15 protein-coding genes are annotated in these 16,818 nt (G+C 73.1%); 8 read left to right on the forward strand and 7 right to left on the reverse strand.

Annotation, left to right across the window (positions count from 1 at the left end; translation table 11 throughout):
* Positions 1 to 22: 22 nt before the first annotated feature.
* Positions 23 to 853: an ABC transporter substrate-binding protein gene (locus IFT88_RS08035; protein WP_192119895.1), complete on the reverse strand. Its 831-nt coding sequence runs from the start codon at positions 851 to 853 to the stop codon at positions 23 to 25.
* 79 nt (positions 854 to 932) lie between these two features.
* On the opposite strand from IFT88_RS08035, the gene IFT88_RS08040 reads away from it, so the two are divergent.
* The 4 genes from IFT88_RS08040 (at position 933) to IFT88_RS08055 (ending at position 5,062) form a co-directional block, all read left to right on the forward strand.
* The gene (locus tag IFT88_RS08040) at positions 933 to 2,264 is read left to right on the forward strand and encodes a glycosyltransferase 87 family protein (RefSeq protein ID WP_192119897.1); all 1,332 of its coding nucleotides are present in this window, start codon (positions 933 to 935) and stop codon (positions 2,262 to 2,264) included.
* A complete protein-coding gene (locus IFT88_RS08045; protein WP_192119899.1) occupies positions 2,261 to 2,629 on the forward strand; it encodes a thiamine-binding protein in 369 nt (122 codons plus the stop codon). Before IFT88_RS08040 ends, IFT88_RS08045 begins: the two co-directional genes overlap by 4 nt.
* Before the next feature lie 5 nt (positions 2,630 to 2,634).
* Complete coding sequence (locus tag IFT88_RS08050; RefSeq protein WP_192119901.1) at positions 2,635 to 3,561, forward strand: L,D-transpeptidase; 927 nt, start codon at positions 2,635 to 2,637, stop codon at positions 3,559 to 3,561.
* A gap of 250 nt (positions 3,562 to 3,811) precedes the next feature.
* Positions 3,812 to 5,062 carry an MFS transporter gene (locus IFT88_RS08055; protein WP_192119903.1) on the forward strand — a complete coding sequence of 417 codons (1,251 nt, stop codon included), beginning with the start codon at positions 3,812 to 3,814 and terminating at the stop codon, positions 5,060 to 5,062.
* A gap of 467 nt (positions 5,063 to 5,529) precedes the next feature.
* Here the strand turns inward: IFT88_RS08055 and IFT88_RS08060 are convergent, their stop codons facing one another.
* From IFT88_RS08060 to metX, 4 genes are all read right to left on the reverse strand, one after another.
* Positions 5,530 to 6,207: a response regulator transcription factor gene (locus IFT88_RS08060; protein ID WP_043593728.1), complete on the reverse strand. Its 678-nt coding sequence runs from the start codon at positions 6,205 to 6,207 to the stop codon at positions 5,530 to 5,532.
* Positions 6,208 to 6,293: 86 nt separating this feature from the next.
* Positions 6,294 to 7,544, reverse strand: coding sequence for a hypothetical protein (locus IFT88_RS08065; protein ID WP_043593730.1), 1,251 nt, complete (start codon positions 7,542 to 7,544; stop codon positions 6,294 to 6,296).
* Entirely contained in the window at positions 7,541 to 8,698 is a 1,158-nt protein-coding gene (locus tag IFT88_RS08070; protein WP_043593732.1) for a sensor histidine kinase, read from the reverse strand. Before IFT88_RS08070 ends, IFT88_RS08065 begins: the two co-directional genes overlap by 4 nt.
* Positions 8,699 to 8,873: 175 nt before the next feature.
* Positions 8,874 to 10,073, reverse strand: coding sequence for a homoserine O-acetyltransferase MetX (metX, locus tag IFT88_RS08075; RefSeq protein ID WP_192119905.1), 1,200 nt, complete (start codon positions 10,071 to 10,073; stop codon positions 8,874 to 8,876).
* A gap of 154 nt (positions 10,074 to 10,227) precedes the next feature.
* On the opposite strand from metX, the gene IFT88_RS08080 reads away from it, so the two are divergent.
* Positions 10,228 to 10,953, forward strand: a complete 726-nt coding sequence (locus tag IFT88_RS08080; protein ID WP_342212105.1) for an ABC transporter ATP-binding protein — start codon at positions 10,228 to 10,230, stop codon at positions 10,951 to 10,953.
* A complete protein-coding gene (locus IFT88_RS08085) occupies positions 10,950 to 12,248 on the forward strand; it encodes an FtsX-like permease family protein (RefSeq protein WP_192119909.1) in 1,299 nt (432 codons plus the stop codon). Before IFT88_RS08080 ends, IFT88_RS08085 begins: the two co-directional genes overlap by 4 nt.
* A gap of 34 nt (positions 12,249 to 12,282) precedes the next feature.
* On the opposite strand, the gene IFT88_RS08090 is transcribed toward IFT88_RS08085, so the two are convergent.
* Positions 12,283 to 13,614 carry a bifunctional o-acetylhomoserine/o-acetylserine sulfhydrylase gene (locus tag IFT88_RS08090; protein WP_043593735.1) on the reverse strand — a complete coding sequence of 444 codons (1,332 nt, stop codon included), beginning with the start codon at positions 13,612 to 13,614 and terminating at the stop codon, positions 12,283 to 12,285.
* 197 nt (positions 13,615 to 13,811) lie between these two features.
* Between IFT88_RS08090 and IFT88_RS08095 the strand changes: the two genes are divergently transcribed.
* On the forward strand, positions 13,812 to 14,588 hold the full coding sequence (locus IFT88_RS08095) for an SDR family oxidoreductase (RefSeq protein ID WP_342212106.1): 777 nt from the start codon (positions 13,812 to 13,814) through the stop codon (positions 14,586 to 14,588).
* Here IFT88_RS08095 and IFT88_RS08100 read toward each other — a convergent pair.
* Entirely contained in the window at positions 14,575 to 15,165 is a 591-nt protein-coding gene (locus IFT88_RS08100; RefSeq protein WP_192119911.1) for a hypothetical protein, read from the reverse strand. The two genes, IFT88_RS08095 and IFT88_RS08100, sit on opposite strands and share 14 nt — an antisense overlap.
* Before the next feature lie 622 nt (positions 15,166 to 15,787).
* On the opposite strand from IFT88_RS08100, the gene IFT88_RS08105 reads away from it, so the two are divergent.
* Positions 15,788 to 16,750, forward strand: a complete 963-nt coding sequence (locus tag IFT88_RS08105) for a glycosyltransferase (protein WP_192119913.1) — start codon at positions 15,788 to 15,790, stop codon at positions 16,748 to 16,750.
* Positions 16,751 to 16,818 lie beyond the last annotated feature (68 nt).

Consider the following 16,818-nt stretch of genomic DNA (forward strand, 5'->3'; position numbering starts at 1 on the left):
TCGGCCGCGACCGTGCGAGGCGCTACGACAGCTCTTTCACGTCGTAGTCGGCGAGCCACTGCTGCTGCAGCTCGGCGAGGGTGCCGTCGGCCCGGAGGTCGTCGACGGCTTTCGTGACGTCGGCGGTCAGCGAGCTGCCGAGCGGAAGGACGATGCCGAGCTGGTCGCTCGCCCCGTCGGTCGCGGGCAGCTGACCCAACACGACGCCGCCCTCGACGAAGTAGGTGGCGGTCGGGACGTCGAGGACGATGGCGTCGACCTGACCGGCCTCGAGCGCCGCCTTGGCGTCGTCGTTCGAGTTGTAGGCCTGCACGCCGCCCTCGGGGTCGATGGCGTTCTCGGCGGCGGTGAAGCTCGTCGTGCCGCTCTGGGCACCGATCGCGAGGCCCTTCAGGCCGGCGATCGAGGTGGCGTCGGCCGCGGCGGTGCCGGGCAGGGTCACGACCGCCTGGCGCGTCTCGTAGTAGGCGGGCGAGAAGTCGACGGCCTTCTTGCGCTGGTCGGTGATCGAGAACTGCTGCAGGTTGAGGTCGAAGGTCTTCGGCCCCGGCGCGATGGCCTCGTCGAACGTGGTGCGCACCCAGACGACGTCGGAGTCGTCGTAGCCGAGCTTCTCGGCGACCGCGTAGGCGACGGCGGCCTCGTAGCCCTTGCCCGAGGTCGGGTCGTCGTCCTCGACCCACGGGCCGTAGGCCGGCTCACCCGTGGCGACGGTGAGCTCGCCCTCGGTGACGGGGCCGACGGCCGCGGCGCCGTCACCCGAGCCCCCGTCGGACGAGCAGGCGGCGAGCGACCCGGCCAGCACGAGGGCGGCGGCGGTCGCGACGAGTCGGAGGGAGGCGGGTCTGCGCATGAGTGGGATCGTAGCGGCGACCGCCGACGTCGGCCGACGCATGACGCCCGGTGTCGGGACCGACGGCTAGCCTGTGGGCATGCCGACCCCCGTGCCCTCCGCGTCGGCCGACCCCGGTGCGCCCGCCGTCCGTGACGCGCGGTCGTCGGGCACCCGGCCCGTGGTCGACGGTCGCACCGCGTTCGTCGAGCGGGCGAGGTCGCTCGCGGCGTCACCCGTCGTGCTCGGCATCGCCTTCGTGCTCGTGCACGCCTGGCTCGTCCGGCTGAACCTCGTCGGCGGCAACCGCACCCTGGGCGACGTCGACGTCGTCTACCGCACCTGGATGCAGCAGGGCATCGGGGGCGGCGACTGGGTGGGCGTCGACCGACCGTGGGTCTACCCGCTGCTCGCCGCGGTGCCGATGCTGGTCGCCCGGCTCGGTGGCGACTCGGGCTACGGGGCGGTGTGGCTCGTGCTCGTGTCGCTGCTGAACGCCGCGGCCTTCGTCGTGCTCGTGGCGCGGCGGCGCGCCGGGTCCGTGGCCGCCGCGTGGTGGTGGCTCGCGTTCCTCGTCGCCCTCGGGCCGATCGCCCTCGGTCGCATCGACGCCGTCACGGTCGCCGTCGCGCTGGTGGGGCTGCTGCTCGTCTCGACGCGGCCCTCGCTCGCGTCCGCCCTGCTCACAATCGCGGCCTGGGTCAAGGTCTGGCCCGCCGCCCTCGTGGTGGTCGCCGTCCTCGCCGTGCGTCGTCGGGTCGAGGTCGTCGTGGCCGCGACGGTGACGAGCGCGGTCGTGGTGTCCGTCTCGCTCGTGCTCGGCAGCGGGTGGAACGTGGTCGGCTTCGTCGGCCAGCAGGCCGGTCGCGGTCTGCAGGTCGAGTCGCCCGCGGCGGTGCTCTGGCTCTGGCGCGCCGCCGCCGGGGTCCCCGGCACCTTCGTCTACTACGACCGTGAGATCCTCACCTACCAGATCGCCGGCGACGGGGTCGGGTTCGCCGCGAAGGCGATGAGCCTCGTGATGGCCGCGGTCGTGCTGGGCGTCGTGCTGCTGGGGCTGCGGGCGGTGCGCCGCGGGGTGACGGCCACGCGCCTCCTGGGTCCGCTGTCGCTGGCCGTCGTCGTCGCCCTGATCGTGACCAACAAGGTCGGCTCGCCGCAGTTCGTGGCGTGGCTTGCGGTGCCCGTCGTCGTCGGGCTCGTGCTCGCGCGGTCGGGCGGGCCGCGGTTCGCCGTGCCGGCGGTGCTGGCCGTGGTCGTGGCGGGGCTGACGCAGGTGGTCTACCCGCTCGAGTACGACGCCCTGCTCGCCGCGCGAACCGACCTGGTGGCCGTGGTCACCGTGCGGGCCGTGCTCGAGCTGGGTCTGTTGGCGTGGACCGTCGTCACGCTCTGGCGCGTGCGCCCGGCACACGCGAGGATGGACGCATGATCGTCGCGTTCTCCGTCTCGCCCAGTGGTGCCGCCCCCGAGGGCGGGCCGTCCGCCGGCTCCGAGCCCGACTCGGTCCACTCGGCCGTGGCGGCCGCCGTCGCGGTCGTACGGGCCTCGGGCCTGCCGAACCACACCTCGTCGATGTTCACCGAGGTCGAAGGCGAGTGGGACGAGGTCATGGCCGTCGTCAAGGCCGCCACCGAGGCCGTGGGGGCTTTCGGCTCGCGCGTCTCGCTCGTGCTCAAGGCCGACATCCGACCGGGGCGCACCGGCGAGCTGACCGGCAAGGTCGAGCGGCTCGAGGCGGCGCTCGGCGCCACCGATCACGCGGCCTCGCCGGTCACGGCCGCCCCGGGGGCGTAGGCCCCGTGCCGGGGCGACCGAGCCGCCGGGGGACCGCCCTCCTGGCCGGCGGCGTCACCGTGGTGCTGGTGGCCGCCGTGGCGATCGGCGTCGGTGTGTCCCAGGGCGAGCCATCCGCGCCGTCGACGAGCGCGAGCCCGACCGTCGTGGCCGCACCCACCCCGACACCGACGCCGACCCCCGAGGCCGTCCCCGCGCCTCCGTCGCCCGAGGCCCTCGCGGGACTGCCGCTGGCGTTCTACGACGCCGTCATCCCCGCGCTCCTCGACGGTGCCGACGTCACGCCCGAGAACGCCTGGGCGGTGGCCACGCCGACCGCGCCGCTCGTCGCGCTGTACGCGAGCCCGGCGGCCGACGCCGTGCCGGTCGCCACGCTCTCCTCGACGGTGCCGACCCTGAACCTTCCCGCGGCGACGGCGGTCTGGGGCTCCCGAGAGGGTGCCGACGGCGGCATGCTGCTCGTCTCGACACCGTCCCGCAACGCGACGCCCGGTGACGGAGGCGTGCCGGCGGCGCCGAGTGCGACCTTCGGGTGGGTGCGCGCCGCCGACGTGTCGGTGGTGGGCGCGGCGTCGAGCGTCGTGGTCGACACCGCGGCGTCCACCCTCTCGATCGTCGGGCCGGACGGGGTGGCGTCCGCCTCTGAGGCCGTCCGACTCGGCACGCCGGACGACCCGACCCCGTCGGCGACGGCGACCTACATGCAGGCGAACTACGTCGACCGCTCGATCGGGTACACGCAGGGCAACCCCATCGCCCTCACCGGGGCCCACTCGTCGCTCCTGCCCGAGTACGGCGGCAACTCCGCCCTCACGGCGATCCACTTCTATCCCGACCCGACCGGGGCGTCCCACGGGTGCGTGCGGGCGTCGGCGGCGATGACCGCTGCGCTGGCCGCCCTGCCGGTCGGCACCGCGATCACCTTCACCTGACCTCGTCGCACACCGATCGGGTCGGCGGCACCGATCGCCCCCCGATACCGATCGGGCCCGCGACACACTGGTGTCACGTGCCGACAGGGTCGTAGACTCGTCTTCGCATCGCGCGGTCGAATCGATACGACCCGACGTCGAGCACCTGCCGGGTGTCGACGCCGCCCTCGGGCCCGCGCCCCTCCCAGCTCGACGGCGAGCCGTGGCAGGCTCCCTCGCTGACACCCCTCGAACTCGAAGGCCCTCGCTCGTGACCCACCTCTCCCGCCGTCGTCGCACGGCCGCCCTGATCGCCCTCGCCCTGGGTGGTTTCGGCATCGGCTCGACCGAATTCGTCGCCATGGGCCTGTTGCCGAACATGGCGGGCGACCTGCTCCCCGACCTCTACTCGCGGTCGGCGGACGCCGGCATCGCCCAGGCCGGCTGGTTGATCAGCGCCTACGCCCTCGGCGTCGTCGTGGGGGCCCCGACCATCGCCGCGATGTCGTCGCACTTCCCGAAGAAGAAGCTGTTGCTCGCCCTGCTCGCCGCCTTCACGGTCGGCACGATCGCCTCGGCGCTGCTGCCGTCGTTCGGCTGGGTGCTCGCCGCCCGCTTCGCCGCGGGCCTGCCGCACGGCGCCTACTTCGGCATCGCGTCCATCGTCGCCGCGTCGATCATGGGCCCCGGCAACCGAGGCAAGGGCGTCGCGCTCGTGCTCAGCGGCCTGACGATCGCGAACGTCATCGGCGTGCCCTCGATCACCTGGCTCGGCCAGCAGTCCGGCTGGCGGGTGGCCTACCTCGCGGTCGCCCTCATCTTCGCGCTGACCTTCGTCGCCGTCGCCTTCGCCGTGCCGCACCAGGACGGCGACGCGTCCGCCTCGATGAAGCGCGAGCTGCGGGCGTTCAAGCAGCCCCAGGTGTGGCTCGTGATGGGCATCGGGGCCATCGGCTTCGGCGGCTTCTTCGCCGTCTACAGCTACATCGCCAACGCCGTCACCGAGGGAGCGGGCGTCTCCCAGGGCATCGTGCCGTGGGTGCTCGTGACGGTCGGCGTCGGCATGACCATCGGCAACCTGCTCGGCGGCTGGCTCGCCGACCGCTCGCTCAAGCTCGCCATGTACCTCGGCTTCGTCGGCCTCATCGCGGCCCTCTCGGCCTACGCGCTCACCTCGAGCTCGATCGTCGGCATCTTCGTCAGCACGTTCTTCGTCGGCCTCGTCGGCTCGAGCGTCGGCCCGTCGGTGCAGTCCCGCCTGATGGAGGTCGCGGGCGAGAGCCAGGTCATCGGCGCCGCCCTGAACCACTCGGCCATGAACCTCGGCAACAGCTTCGGCGCGTACCTGGGCGGCGCGGTCATCGCGGCCGGCCTCGGTTTCTCGGCGCCCGGCTGGGTCGGCGTCGTGCTCGCCCTCGCCGGAGTCGTCCTCACCATGATCAGCTTCGGCATGCAGCGGGTCGACGACCGACGCGGTGGGGCCCGGGCCACGGCCGCCGAACGCGAGTCGGTCTCGGCGTAGGCGTCCTCGGGGCGCCGGCCCGCGCCTCCTGAGGCCGTGCGCGACCGCCTGCGGGAGCGGATTGCCGGTCGCTGCACGACCGACGTCCCGTCGCCGTGCCGAACCCGATCGCGCCCCTAGGCGTGCCGACCCCGACTCGTCTCGTTCATTCGGCCGTGCCGAACCCGACGGGTCTCGGGCCGTCGGGCGTGCCTAACGTGACTTGTCTCGGACCGTCGGGCGTGCCTTACCCGACTCGTCTCGGGCCGTCAGGCGTGCCGAATCCGACAGAACGTGTTCGACACGCCGCTCAAGTCCTGGCTCCACCCCGTGTCGAGCGCTGGCTTGTCGCGATTTGCACAGGGCAGGGCAGGGCACGGCAGGGCGGCGTCGCGGGGGAGCGGCGGGTCAGGAGGCGCGGGTCGCGCACACGACGAACGGCCCGGCCCACGAGGGGGCCGGGCCGTGCTCCGGGGTGACGCCGGGCGTCAGAAGCTGGTCTGGGCCGGCGTGTCGGTCTGCAGCAGGATGCCGTCCTGGATGGCGCGCTTCCGCAGGGCGACCTTGGTGCCCACGTCGTAGCCGGCCACGCGGTACTTCTCGCGGATGCGCTTGAGGTAGCTCTTCGCGGTCTCTTCGCTGATGCCCAGCTGGTAGGCGACGGCCTTGACCGGCTCGCCACCGCCGTAGAGCGCCATGACCCGGCGTTCTTGTGCGCTGAGCTTCGGCACGCCGCCGACCTCGGCGGCGTTCAGGGCCAGGTCGAGTTCGGCCGAGATGTACGACTCGCCCTTGGCGGCCGAGCGGATCGCCTCGACGATCATCTCGGCGTCCTCGCTCTTGACGAGATAGCCCAGGGCGCCGGCGGCGAGGGCCTCGCGCACGACGTTCGGCTCGGAGTAGGTGCTCATCAGGACGGTCTTGACGCCCGTCGTCTTGAGCGTGTTGATCTTGAGCGAGATCGGGATGTTGTCCTTGAGGTCGAGGTCGAGCAGCACGACGTCGACGGGGAACTCGGGGTGCGTGAGCAGCTCGGGCCAGGACGCGACCGCGGCGACCATCGAGATGTCGCTCGCGGCACCACGAATCCACTCGCTGAGGGCGCCCAGGAGCATCTTGTGGTCGTCTACGAGGGCGAGGCGGATGCGGTCGTCGTGGTCTGACACGTCGGGACCTTCTTTCAGGACGGTGTGGGGTTCATGCTACGGGCGGGGGTGGTGATCGGGCCGGACCACGCGGGGTGCTCGGCGGCTCAGGCCTCGGCGGGGTTGTCGACGATGCAGCTGACCGAGATCTTGACGCTCGATTCGTGGGACGACACCACGTACTCGCCGGCGCGCTCGAGAGCGTTCCAGGTGGCGGGCGTGACGCGGTTGCGGCGGATGCCCGTCGTCGAGATCACGACGGGTACGCAGACGCTGCGACCGGCGAACGACTGGGACGCGGCGGTCACCGGGCCGAGGGCCAGCTGGATGGTCGTGCCCGGTGCTCTGCTCTTCGAGTCGCCGAGCAGCAGCCAGACGCCCTGCAGCAAGCCGTCGCGCTGTGCCGGGGCGAGGAGGCCGGCCAGCGACGACGGGTCGACCAGCGTGACCGACCGGCCGAGGTACTCGGACTCGGTGACCGCGTGGTGCAGCCAGGTCTCGCGCCGCCCCTCGATGAGGTGCAGGCGGAGTTCGGTGGCGAGCGACGCGGCCTGCGAGGCGACCTTGGGCGAGAGGGGCAGCGGCACGTCGCCGTTGGCGACGCCGTCGAGCAGCTTCTCGGCCGCGAGGTCGAGTCGCGCCAGTTCGTCGCTCGCGAGCATGCCCACCGCGAAGCGGGGTTGCGACACGTTGCTCTGCACGAGCACCCGGTCGAGCTCGACCTGCACCATGCGACGGAACCGGTGGACCGCGAAGGTGGCGATGGCGCTCGGCAGGACGGCCAGGGCCACGACGGTGATCTGCTGCGGGCCCGAGTCGCTGGTCACGGGGGTCGAGAGCGCCACCATGACGACGAGCGCCACGAACAGCAGGGCGGTGGCGATGACGACCTCGCGCACGGGCCTCAGGGTGACGATCGGCAGCAGGCCGAAGCCGACGGCCACGCTCGAGGTGGCGTAGGCGCCCACGTCGTGCAGGGGCCAGATGGCGACGAAGTCGAGCGCGACGACGACGGCCAGGACGACCCCGATCACCGCGAACACCCCCGTGGTGAGTCTCTCGCCCCGGACGGTCACCAGCACGGCCGTGCCGATGAAGGTCGCGACGTACAGCAACCACGAGATCAGGACGGGGGCCACGTCGGGATAGGCCGACAGGTGGCTGAGGAAGAAGGCGAGGCCGTAGACGGCCTGGAGTGCGGCGACGACGGCTGCGCCGACGCCGAGGTAGCCGGTGCCGAGGGTCGCGCCGGCCGCTCGCGCCTGGCGCAGCGAGCGTGCGCCCGTCGAACTGATCGGCAGGCCGCGGGCGGCTCGGCGGCCCCGGACGACTCCGAGGGTGTTCTCGTCGATGCTCATCGTGGGGCCTCCAGGACGACGGTGGTGCCCGAGCCGGGGGACGAGAAGAGGCGGGCGCTGCCGCCGACCTCGTGCAGCCGGCCGACGACGGACTCCTTGAATCCCAGGCGTTCTTCGCTGATGCCTGCGAGGTCGAAGCCGACACCGGCGTCGGTGACCATCGCGCGCACCATCGAGTCGTCGTGGATGATCGTGACGTGGGCCTCGGTCACCCCGGCGTGACGACGAACGTTCTCGAGGCACTCGGCGAGGGCCAGCAGGAAGGCGTCGAGCACGTGCGTGGGCAGCAGCACCTGGCCGGTGCCGTGCCAGCTCACCTCGAGACCCATGCGGCCGAAGCGCTGCTTGACCGACTCGAGGGTCTGGCCGAGCGGGGACTCCTCGACGGTCTCGAGGCTGTAGTCGCCCGAGGCCTGCGGTTGCGGTGTGCCGCCGAGACGCAGGTGGCGCAGCAGGCGGGCGTCCTCGGCGGCCTGGTCCTGCAGGGCCTGGGGCGTGACGCCGAAGCCCGAGTGGGCGAGCAGGGTCAACGTGGCCAGCACCGTGTCGTGCAGCAGGCGTGCGCCCTGTCGTCGTTGCGCCTCGGTCTCGCTGGCCTGGCGTTCGGCCCGGTGGGCGTTGCCGATGCTGTAGATGCGGCGGGCCGCCAGGGGCACGGCGCGCCCGAGCCAGAGGCCCGTGACGAAGCAGGAGACCCAGCCGAGCAACACGGCGGCCACCGGGAAGGTGAGGAGCGAGCCGGTGGCCAGGGCCACCAGGGCCAGCTCGACGACGAAGGCCACGATCGCCGTGGTCAACCGCGGTCGACTGGACGAGAGCATCAGGCTGAAGGCGGCGGTCGCACCACCGGCCAGGGGGATGATCGCGGTGGCGAGCGGGCCGTCGTCGGGCCCGCCGGCGGGCAGCAGCGCCACCACGGTCGCCGCGATGCCCGAGGCCAGTCCGACCGGGACCCAGACGCGGGCGCGCGGCCCGGTGACGAAGAGCAGCGACACGACGAGCAGCGCGACGAGCGGGGCGATGGCCGCGAGGTGCAGGGGGTCGGTCACGCCGGGGATCGCCAGGGCCACGATCGAGACCGCCGCGCAGGCGAGCCCCAGGGTGCTGGTCGTGCTGCTGAGCAGACGATCGCGCTCTTGGGCGAAGATGTCCATGATTCGTGAGTGGCTTCCGACGGTGGCGTCACGGCTGCCGGGTGGCTGGTGACTCCTCATGTTTTCACACCCAGCCCCTTCTCAGGGGGTCGTGCGGGGCCAGAATCGCCGACTGCCGAGGTAACGATCCGGTCGCGACGCCGAACTGTACCCCGCGGTGTCCACCGAACTGGGGTCAGGCGAACAGGCGACGCAACTGGGCGCCCACCGCGTCGCCCTCGATGAGGAATCCGTCGTGTCCGTAGGGGCTCTCGACCACGGCCACGTCGTCGCCGTCCAGCCCGTGCCGCAGGTGTCGTGCGATCACCCGCTGGTCGGACACGGGGAAGAGCCGGTCGCTGTCGACGCTGAGCACGAGCGTCCGGGCCGTGATGCGGTTCAGGGCCGCCGCCACGCCACCACGGTCGCGCCCGACGTCGTGCGAGTTCATCGCACCCAGCAGGGTCACGTAGCTGCCCGCGTCGAAGCGCCGGGTGAACTTGTTGCCGTGGAAGTCGAGGTAGCTCTCGACCTGGAACCGCCCCGGGCCGCCGAGCGGCGAGATCTCGCTCTGCCAGCTGCGACCGAACCGGGCGTTCAGCTCGTCGGGCGAGCGGTAGTTGAGCAGGGCCATCCGCCGGGCGAGCGCGAGGCCTCGGTACGGGCCGTCCACGGAGTCGTAGTAGTCCCCGCCGTCGAAGGCGGCGTCCATCCGGATCGCCTCGTACTGCACCGTGTTCAGGGCGATCTGGTCGGCGCTCACGACCGGCGGCGCGGCCAGCACGGCGAGCCGGTCGACGCGCGCCGGGTGCGTGACGGCCCACTCGAGGGCGTGCATGCCGCCCATCGACCCGCCCACGACCGCGGCCCACCGCTCGATGCCGAGGCGGTCGGCCAGTGCCGCCTGGGCGGCGACCTGGTCGCGGATCGTCAGGTGGGGGAACCTCGACCCCCACTCGACGGCGTCCGGCGCGAACGACGAGGGGCCGGTGCTGCCCTGGCAGCCCCCGAGCACGTTCGGTGCGACGACGAACCAGCGGTCGGTGTCGATCGCGAGCCCGGGGCCGACGACGCCGTTCCACCAGCCGGCCGTGGGGTGGCCGGGGCCGGCCGCTCCGACGACGTGGCTGTCTCCCGTCAGGGCGTGCGAGACCAGCACGGCGTTGCCGCGGTCGGCGTCGAGTTCGCCCCAGGTCTCGTAGGCCATCCGTGGGCGGGGCAGCGTGACGCCGCTCTCGAGCTCGAGATCGTCCAACGCTTCGAAGAGCCGGGCCCCGGGATCGTCCCCGTCGCGCCAGGCGCCGGTGACCGGCGGGCGGCCGAGCATCGCCAGGCGCGTGCGCTCGCTGATGACGCTCGACGGGACGGTGTCCTCGGGTGTGCTCTGCCAGTCCATGTGACGTCCATCCTGGACGAGCCGAGGAGGCGCGGTGCGTTTGTTACGCGCACCGCGCCTCCTCGGATCGGTCACCTCGTGCCTCGCGGAGGCTGAGACAGTATGTGACATACTGTGTCGGTCCGTCGAGCTGGAGGAACCCATGCATGCAGTCGTGTCCGCCCGAGACGTCGTGAAGGCCTACCCCGGTCCCCGGGGAGGGGAACGGCGAACCGTCCTCGACAGCGTCTCGCTGAGCGTCGCGCCGGGTGAGATGGTCGTCGTGGTCGGGCCGAGCGGGTCGGGCAAGTCGACGCTGCTGCAGTGCGCCTCGGGGCTCGACTCCGTCGACGGCGGCTCGGTCGTCGTGGCCGGGATCGACCTGGCGGCCCTGCGTCCCGAGGCGGCCGCCCGGTTCCGCCGTTCGACGATCGGCTTCGTGTTCCAGTCGTACAACCTGGTGGGCGCGCTCACCGCGGCCGAGAACGTCGCGCTGCCGCTGCGCCTCGCTACCGGCCGTGCCGACCGGCGGGCCGTGCGCGAGGCCCTCGGCGCGGTCGGGTTGGCCGACGCGGCCGACCGCCGGCCCGGCGAGCTCTCGGGCGGGCAGCAGCAACGGGTCGCCGTGGCGCGGTCGCTGGCGACACGTCCGGCCGTGGTCTTCGCCGACGAACCGACCGGTGCCCTCGACACGGAGTCGGGCACCCGCGTCCTCGACCTGCTGCGCGACTACGCCTCGGGCACGACGTCGGTGGTCATGGTGACGCACGACCTCGAGGCCGCCGCTCGGGGTGACCGAGTGCTCGTGCTCAGGGACGGGGTCGTGCACGCCGAGCTCGTGGCCCCCGGCCCGGACGACGTCCTCGCCGCCGTCGCGGGGGCCCGAGGGGGATCGCGGTGATCGCGCGGCTCGTCGTCGCGGACCTCGTCGCCGGCTGGCGCACCTGGCTCGGCGCCTTCGTGGTTCTCTTCCTGTCGGGTGTCGTCGCGCTCGTCTGCGCGGGGGACGTCTCGACCGCCCGCGCCATGGACGACCCCGAGCAGGCCGCCGCCCTGATGAACCACGCGATGATCTACTCGGCGATGAACGGCCTCGTCGTCGTCGGCGGCGTCGCGCTCCTGGTCGGCTACGCCGTGCGTCTGCAGCGCACCCGCCACGCGCTCTGGCAGTTCGCCGGCCTCACCCCGCGCTCGATCGCCGCGGTCGTCCTCGCGCAGGTCGCCACGGTCTCGGTCCTGGCCTTGGTGGCGGCCTCGGTCGCCGTCGTGCCCGTGCTCGACCTGCTGTTGAACGGCCTCTCGCGACCTGTCCGGGCCGATCCCGACGCCCCGCTGGTCTCGATCGCCCTGAGTCCCGGCCCCGTCGCCGTGGCCGCCCTCGTCCACGTCGGCGTGGCCGTCGCCAGTGCGGGCCTCGCGGCGCGGCGGGCCGGGCGGACGCCGGCCCTGGTCGCCGTCCGGAGGTCGCTCGACGAGACCGTGCGACCAGGCGTCGGACGACTCGTGGCCACCGGGCTCACGGGGGTGCTCGCCGTCGGGGCCTACGTCGGCTACCTCCTCGGCGATCGCGGCGTGACGGGGCTCTTCCCGATCGCGTTCATCGCACTCTTCGCCGCCGCCGCACCCTGGCTGACCGGCACCGCCATGCGCCTCTGGACGGCTGTCCTGCCGGCGGGCGTCGGCACGACCTGGTTCGTGGCCCGACGCAACGCCCTGCACGCCGTCGCCCGGAGCCAGGCGTCCGTGGCCCTGTTGACGGTCGCCGCGGCGCTCGGTGCGTTCACCGGCACCATCGGTCTCTGGGACGATCCCGGAACGCTCGTCCAGGGCCTGGCCCTGTTCGGCGTGCCGGTCGCGGTCGTCCTGCTGACCGCGGGCACGACGATCTTCATGGCGACACCCGACAGGCGCCGCGAGGGCGCAGCGCTGGTGGTCGCGGGAATGACCTGGCGGGCCGTGACCCTGGCTGCGGCGATCGAGGCACTGGTGGTCACCGGGACGGCGGGACTCGTCGCCACGGTCCTCGCCCTGCCCGCGACGATCGTGCCCTTCGCCGGGCAGCAGGCCGTCGACTCGCTGCGTCCGCTGCCCTGGGTGCTGCTCGTCGGGTTCTCGCTGGTCGTGGTGCTCTCGATCGCCCCGGTGCTGGCGGCGCGTCGTCGTCCGCTCGTGCACGACCTCGGGGTGGCGGCCTGACCGACGGGTCGGCCGCCACCGGCAGGCGCCCGTCCTAGCTGCTGCGGAGCGCCTCCCGGGTGACGGCGCGCGCCGCCGCGAAGCCGGCGTCGAGGTCGGCCTTCAGGTCGTCCACGTTCTCGAGGCCGACCGAGAGGCGGACGAGTCCCGGCGTGACGCCGGTCGTCAGCTGCTGCTCGGGGGTGAGCTGCGAGTGGGTCGTCGACGCGGGGTGGATGACGAGGCTCCGCACGTCGCCGATGTTCGCGAGGTGGCTGAACAACTCGAGCCCGTCGACGAGGGCGCGTCCGGCGTCGACCCCGCCCTTCAGCTCGAACGACAGCACGGCGCCGACGCCCCTGGGGGCGTACTTGTTGGCCGCCGCGTACCACGGGCTGGTGGGCAGACCCGCGTAGTACACCGCGGCCACGTCGTCACGCGAGTCGAGCCACTCGGCGATCTCCTGGGCGTTCTGGACGTGCCGCTCGATGCGCAGGCTGAGCGTCTCGATGCCCTGGATCAGCGAGAACGCCGTGTCGGGGCTGTTCGAGGCCCCCAGGTCGCGCAGGAGCTGCACCCGTGCCTTGATCACGTACGCGAGCGCGTCGCCGACGGCCTGCGTGTAGACGGCCCCGTGGTACGACGGGTCGGGCTGCGTGAGGCCGGGGAAGCGCTCCGCGTTCGCCGACCACGGGAACGTGCCGCCGTCGACGATGAAGCCGCCGATGACCGTGCCGTGTCCGCCGAGGAACTTCGTCGCGGAGTGCACGACGATGTCGGCGCCGTGCTCGAGCGGCCGGATCAGGTACGGCGTCGCGATGGTGTTGTCGACGATCAGCGGCACGCCCTCGGCGTGCGCGACGCCCGACACCTTCTCGAGGTCGAGGATGTTGATCTTCGGGTTGCCGATGGTCTCGGCGAAGAACAGCTTCGTGTTCGGCCGCACCGCACGGCGCCACTCGTCGGCGTCGTCCTGGTTCTCGACGAACGTCGTCTCGATGCCGAGCTTCGCGAGCGTGTACTTGAAGAGGTTGTAGGTTCCGCCGTAGATCGACGACGACGACACGATGTGGTCGCCCGCCTCGGCGATGTTCAGCACGGCGAAGGTCGACGCGGCCTGGCCCGACGCCACCAGCAGGGCACCCGTCCCGCCCTCGAGCGCGGCGATGCGCTTCTCCACGACGTCGTGGGTGGGGTTCATGATGCGCGAGTAGATGTTGCCGTTCTCGGCCAGGGCGAAGAGGTCCTGCGCGTGCTGCGCGTCCCGGAAGACGTACGACGTCGTCTTGTAGATCGGCGTGGCACGGGCGTGGGTCGTCGGGTCGGGCTGGGCCCCGGCGTGGATCTGCTGCGTCTCGAACTTCCAGGCGGGCTGGGCGTCGGTCATGGTCTGCTCCTGCGGTCGGGGTGCGTGAGGTGGGGTCCGTCCGCCGGGTGGTCGGCGGGGTCTGCGGTGACAGCCACGGTACGGACCGGGCCCCCGACCGTCCACGATGCCGGACACGCGACGTAACGGGGCCGCTAGCGTGGGCCGGGTGCGTCCGCAGCGGGCGACGACGACGAACGACGCAACAGGAGGCACACGTGACGAAGCGGGTCGTGGTGACGGGAGCCAGCTCGGGCATCGGAGCGGCGACGGTGCGGCTGTTCCGCTCGCGCGGCTGGGACGTCCTGGCGGTCGCCCGGCGCGAGGAGCGCCTCCGTGCGCTCGCCGACGAGACGGGGGCGACCTGGTTCCCGGCCGACCTCACGCGCGACGACGACGTGGCCGCCCTCCGTGCCCACGTCGAGTCGACCGGGCCGTTGCACGCCCTGGTCAACAACGCCGGCGGCGCCTTCGGTCTCGACAGCGTCGAGAACGGCTCGATCGACGACTGGCAGCGCATGTTCGACGTGAACGTGCTCGGCACCAAGCGGGCGGTCACCGCCCTGTTGCCCTCGCTCCGCGGCGGAGCCGAGGAGGCGCGGGGCGCCGACATCGTCACGGTCACCTCGATCGCCGGTCACGTCGCGTACGAGAACGGCGGCGGCTACAACGCCTCGAAGTTCGCCGAGCACGCCCTCGTGGCCGTGCTGCGGCTCGAGCTCGCGGGGGAGCCGATCCGGGTGATCGAGATCGCCCCGGGCATGGTGCACACCGAGGAGTTCTCGCTCGTGCGCTTCGGCGGGGACCAGGACCGAGCCGACGCCGTCTACCGCGACGTCGAGGCGCCGCTGACGGCCGACGACGTCGCCGAGGCGATCGTCCACTCGGTCGAACTGCCCGCCCACGTCAACCTCGACCTGGTGACGATCAAGCCCGTGGCACAAGCGGCGACCTACAAGGTGGCCAAGGGCGAGCTGAAGGTCAAGAAGGACTGACCGGGCCGGGGGAGCCCGCGGACCGGGCGGCGCGCAGCCGGGCGAGGTCGCCCTCGACGAGGTCGCGCAGCCGCTCGTGGCGTCCGTCGTCGTAGTCGTCGTCCGGGCGCGCCGCCCAGCCGAGCCGATCCACGACGGTCTGGCCGACGTCGTCCCAGGCACGTGACCGGGCGGCCGCCACGACCTCGGCCACGAAGTCGTCGTCGTCCCGGCGCGAGGCCAGCGCCCGGGCCACGCCCTTCGAGGCGGCCTCGCGCAGCTTGAGCGCGTCGACGTCCTCGGGGCGGTAGTCGAACTGGTGTCGGGACTGCCCGTACGACCGGCCGGTCATGCGCCGCAGCCGCCGCACCCGCACGGCGGCCGCGGCCTGCTCGGTGGTCAGGCGGTCGATCTCGTCGCGGGTGACCCGGGTCGCGACGGCCTCGTCGAACGGCAGGCGCTCCTGCAGGGCGCGGCGGATGATCTGGTTGGTCACGGCGACGACGAGGGCGGAGCGGACGATCAGCAGGCCCTCGTCGACGGCGCGCTCGAGCGCCGTGCGTTCGGCGCGTCGGCGCGTTCCCGGTCCGTGGGGCACTGGTCGACGTCCTCTCGTGGTCTGACGGGTGAGGCCCCGACCCTACCGGCGTGCCGGGGGCTGCCGACCGGGCGGGTGGCCCGGGCGCGGGGGTCGGGGCGGCGCACCACACGGGTCACGAGCGGGTGGTTCCGACGCGGGGCGGCCCGGCGGACGACCGGGCGGACCTCGCCGACGGTGCCCGCGCCTCCTGCCGTCCGGTGGCCCGGGGGCCGCGGAACCGCGCAGGACGGCGGGCATCACCCGGGGGGAGCCGACGCGGGTCGGGCCCCACCCGGACGTCACCCGGACGAGGCCCCCTCGAACGGGGGACCCCCTCGTGCCTCGTCTTCCCAGGAGGCGCCCCGTAGCGTTGTCGAGGTCAGGACGCTCCGAACCCGAATCCGGGGCGTGCCTCTGCCGCGGTCGCCCGAATCGACCACCGGCCGACGACGCCGGGCCACCCACCCGACGACGTCCCCCGAACGCACCCTCCGACGATGGTCGCCACCCGAACGCGCCGCCCCGCGGCGTGACCGGCGCCCGTCGACGACCCCAGAGGAACCCCCGTGACCCTCCGCGTCCGCACGCCCCTCCCCGCCGTCCGCCCGTCCACCTGCCGCTCCCCCCGGGGAGGTGTCGCGTGAACCGCCCCGCCCCCCGCGTCAGCGTCGTCGTCTGCGCCGACGAGTCGACCCCGTTCGACGGTCTGACCGCAGCGCTCGACTCCGTCCTCCGCGACGGGGACGTGCACGACGTCCTCGTCGTCGTCGACCGTGCGCCGCGACTCCGCGACCACCTGCGCCACCGCTACGACGACCTCGTCGTGGTCGACAACACCCGCACGCCGGGGCTCGCCGGCAGCCGCGACACCGGCATCGAGTCGGCGCGAGGCGACGTCGTCGCGTTCCTCGACGCGGACTGCGTCGCCCACGCCGGCTGGGCCCGGGCGCTCGCCGCGCCGTTCGACCAGGTGGACGTGATCGCCGTCGTCGGCCGGACCGAGGCGACCTGGTCCGGTGCCGCCGCGTCGGCACTGCCCGACGACCTGCTCTGGGCCGTCGACTGCACGCCCCGCTCGCGTCCCGACGGTCTCGTGGGGCTCGACGACGTGGCGGGGGCGACCGTGGCGTTCCGCCGCTGGGACCTCCTGCAGGTCGGCGGCCTGGCCAGCGGGGTCGACGTCCGAGACGCCGTGCCCCGCGGTGCCGAGTTCGTCGAGCTGTGCCTGCGCCTGGCGGCGGACGAGCCGGAGGCGCGGGTCGTGTCGACCTCGTCGGCCCGCGTCTCGCGCACCGTCCGTCCCGGTGAGACGAGTCGGCGGTCCGTCGTCGGCGCCGCCGTCGACCGGGGTGTCGCCCAGATCGCCCTGCGACGCGCGGTCGGAGGGGACGGCGACGCCGACACCGACCGACGTGTCACGGCCGGCCGACTGGCCCTCGGTGCGTGGCGGACGCTCCTGCGCCGTCGTCGCGGGGCGACCGTGCTGGCAGCCGGGTCGATCGGTCTCGTGGCCGGACGCGTGCTCGGTCTGGTGCGCGGGACGCGCATCGGCCTCCCGGTCGACCAGCTCGAACCGCTGCGCTCGGCCACCGTCCGCCACTGACCGGGGCCAGGACCTCGACCTCGACCTCGACCTCGGGGACGGGGCGGGTCGACGGCTCCGGCGTCCAC

Source organism: Frigoribacterium sp. CFBP 8751 (genome assembly GCF_014841545.1).
Taxonomy (GTDB): domain Bacteria; phylum Actinomycetota; class Actinomycetes; order Actinomycetales; family Microbacteriaceae; genus Frigoribacterium.

Bases quoted from the DNA above. Each gene is read 5' to 3' on its own strand.
- IFT88_RS08040 (WP_192119897.1), top strand. From the start codon at position 933: ATGCCGACCCCCGTGCCCTCCGCGTCGGCCGACCCCGGTGCGCCCGCC.
- IFT88_RS08065 (WP_043593730.1), bottom strand. From the start codon at position 7,544: ATGAGCATCGACGAGAACACCCTCGGAGTCGTCCGGGGCCGCCGAGCC.
- IFT88_RS08045 (WP_192119899.1), top strand. From the start codon at position 2,261: ATGATCGTCGCGTTCTCCGTCTCGCCCAGTGGTGCCGCCCCCGAGGGC.
- IFT88_RS08035 (WP_192119895.1), bottom strand. From the start codon at position 853: ATGCGCAGACCCGCCTCCCTCCGACTCGTCGCGACCGCCGCCGCCCTC.
- IFT88_RS08070 (WP_043593732.1), bottom strand. From the start codon at position 8,698: ATGGACATCTTCGCCCAAGAGCGCGATCGTCTGCTCAGCAGCACGACC.
- IFT88_RS08090 (WP_043593735.1), bottom strand. From the start codon at position 13,614: ATGACCGACGCCCAGCCCGCCTGGAAGTTCGAGACGCAGCAGATCCAC.
- metX (WP_192119905.1), bottom strand. From the start codon at position 10,073: ATGGACTGGCAGAGCACACCCGAGGACACCGTCCCGTCGAGCGTCATC.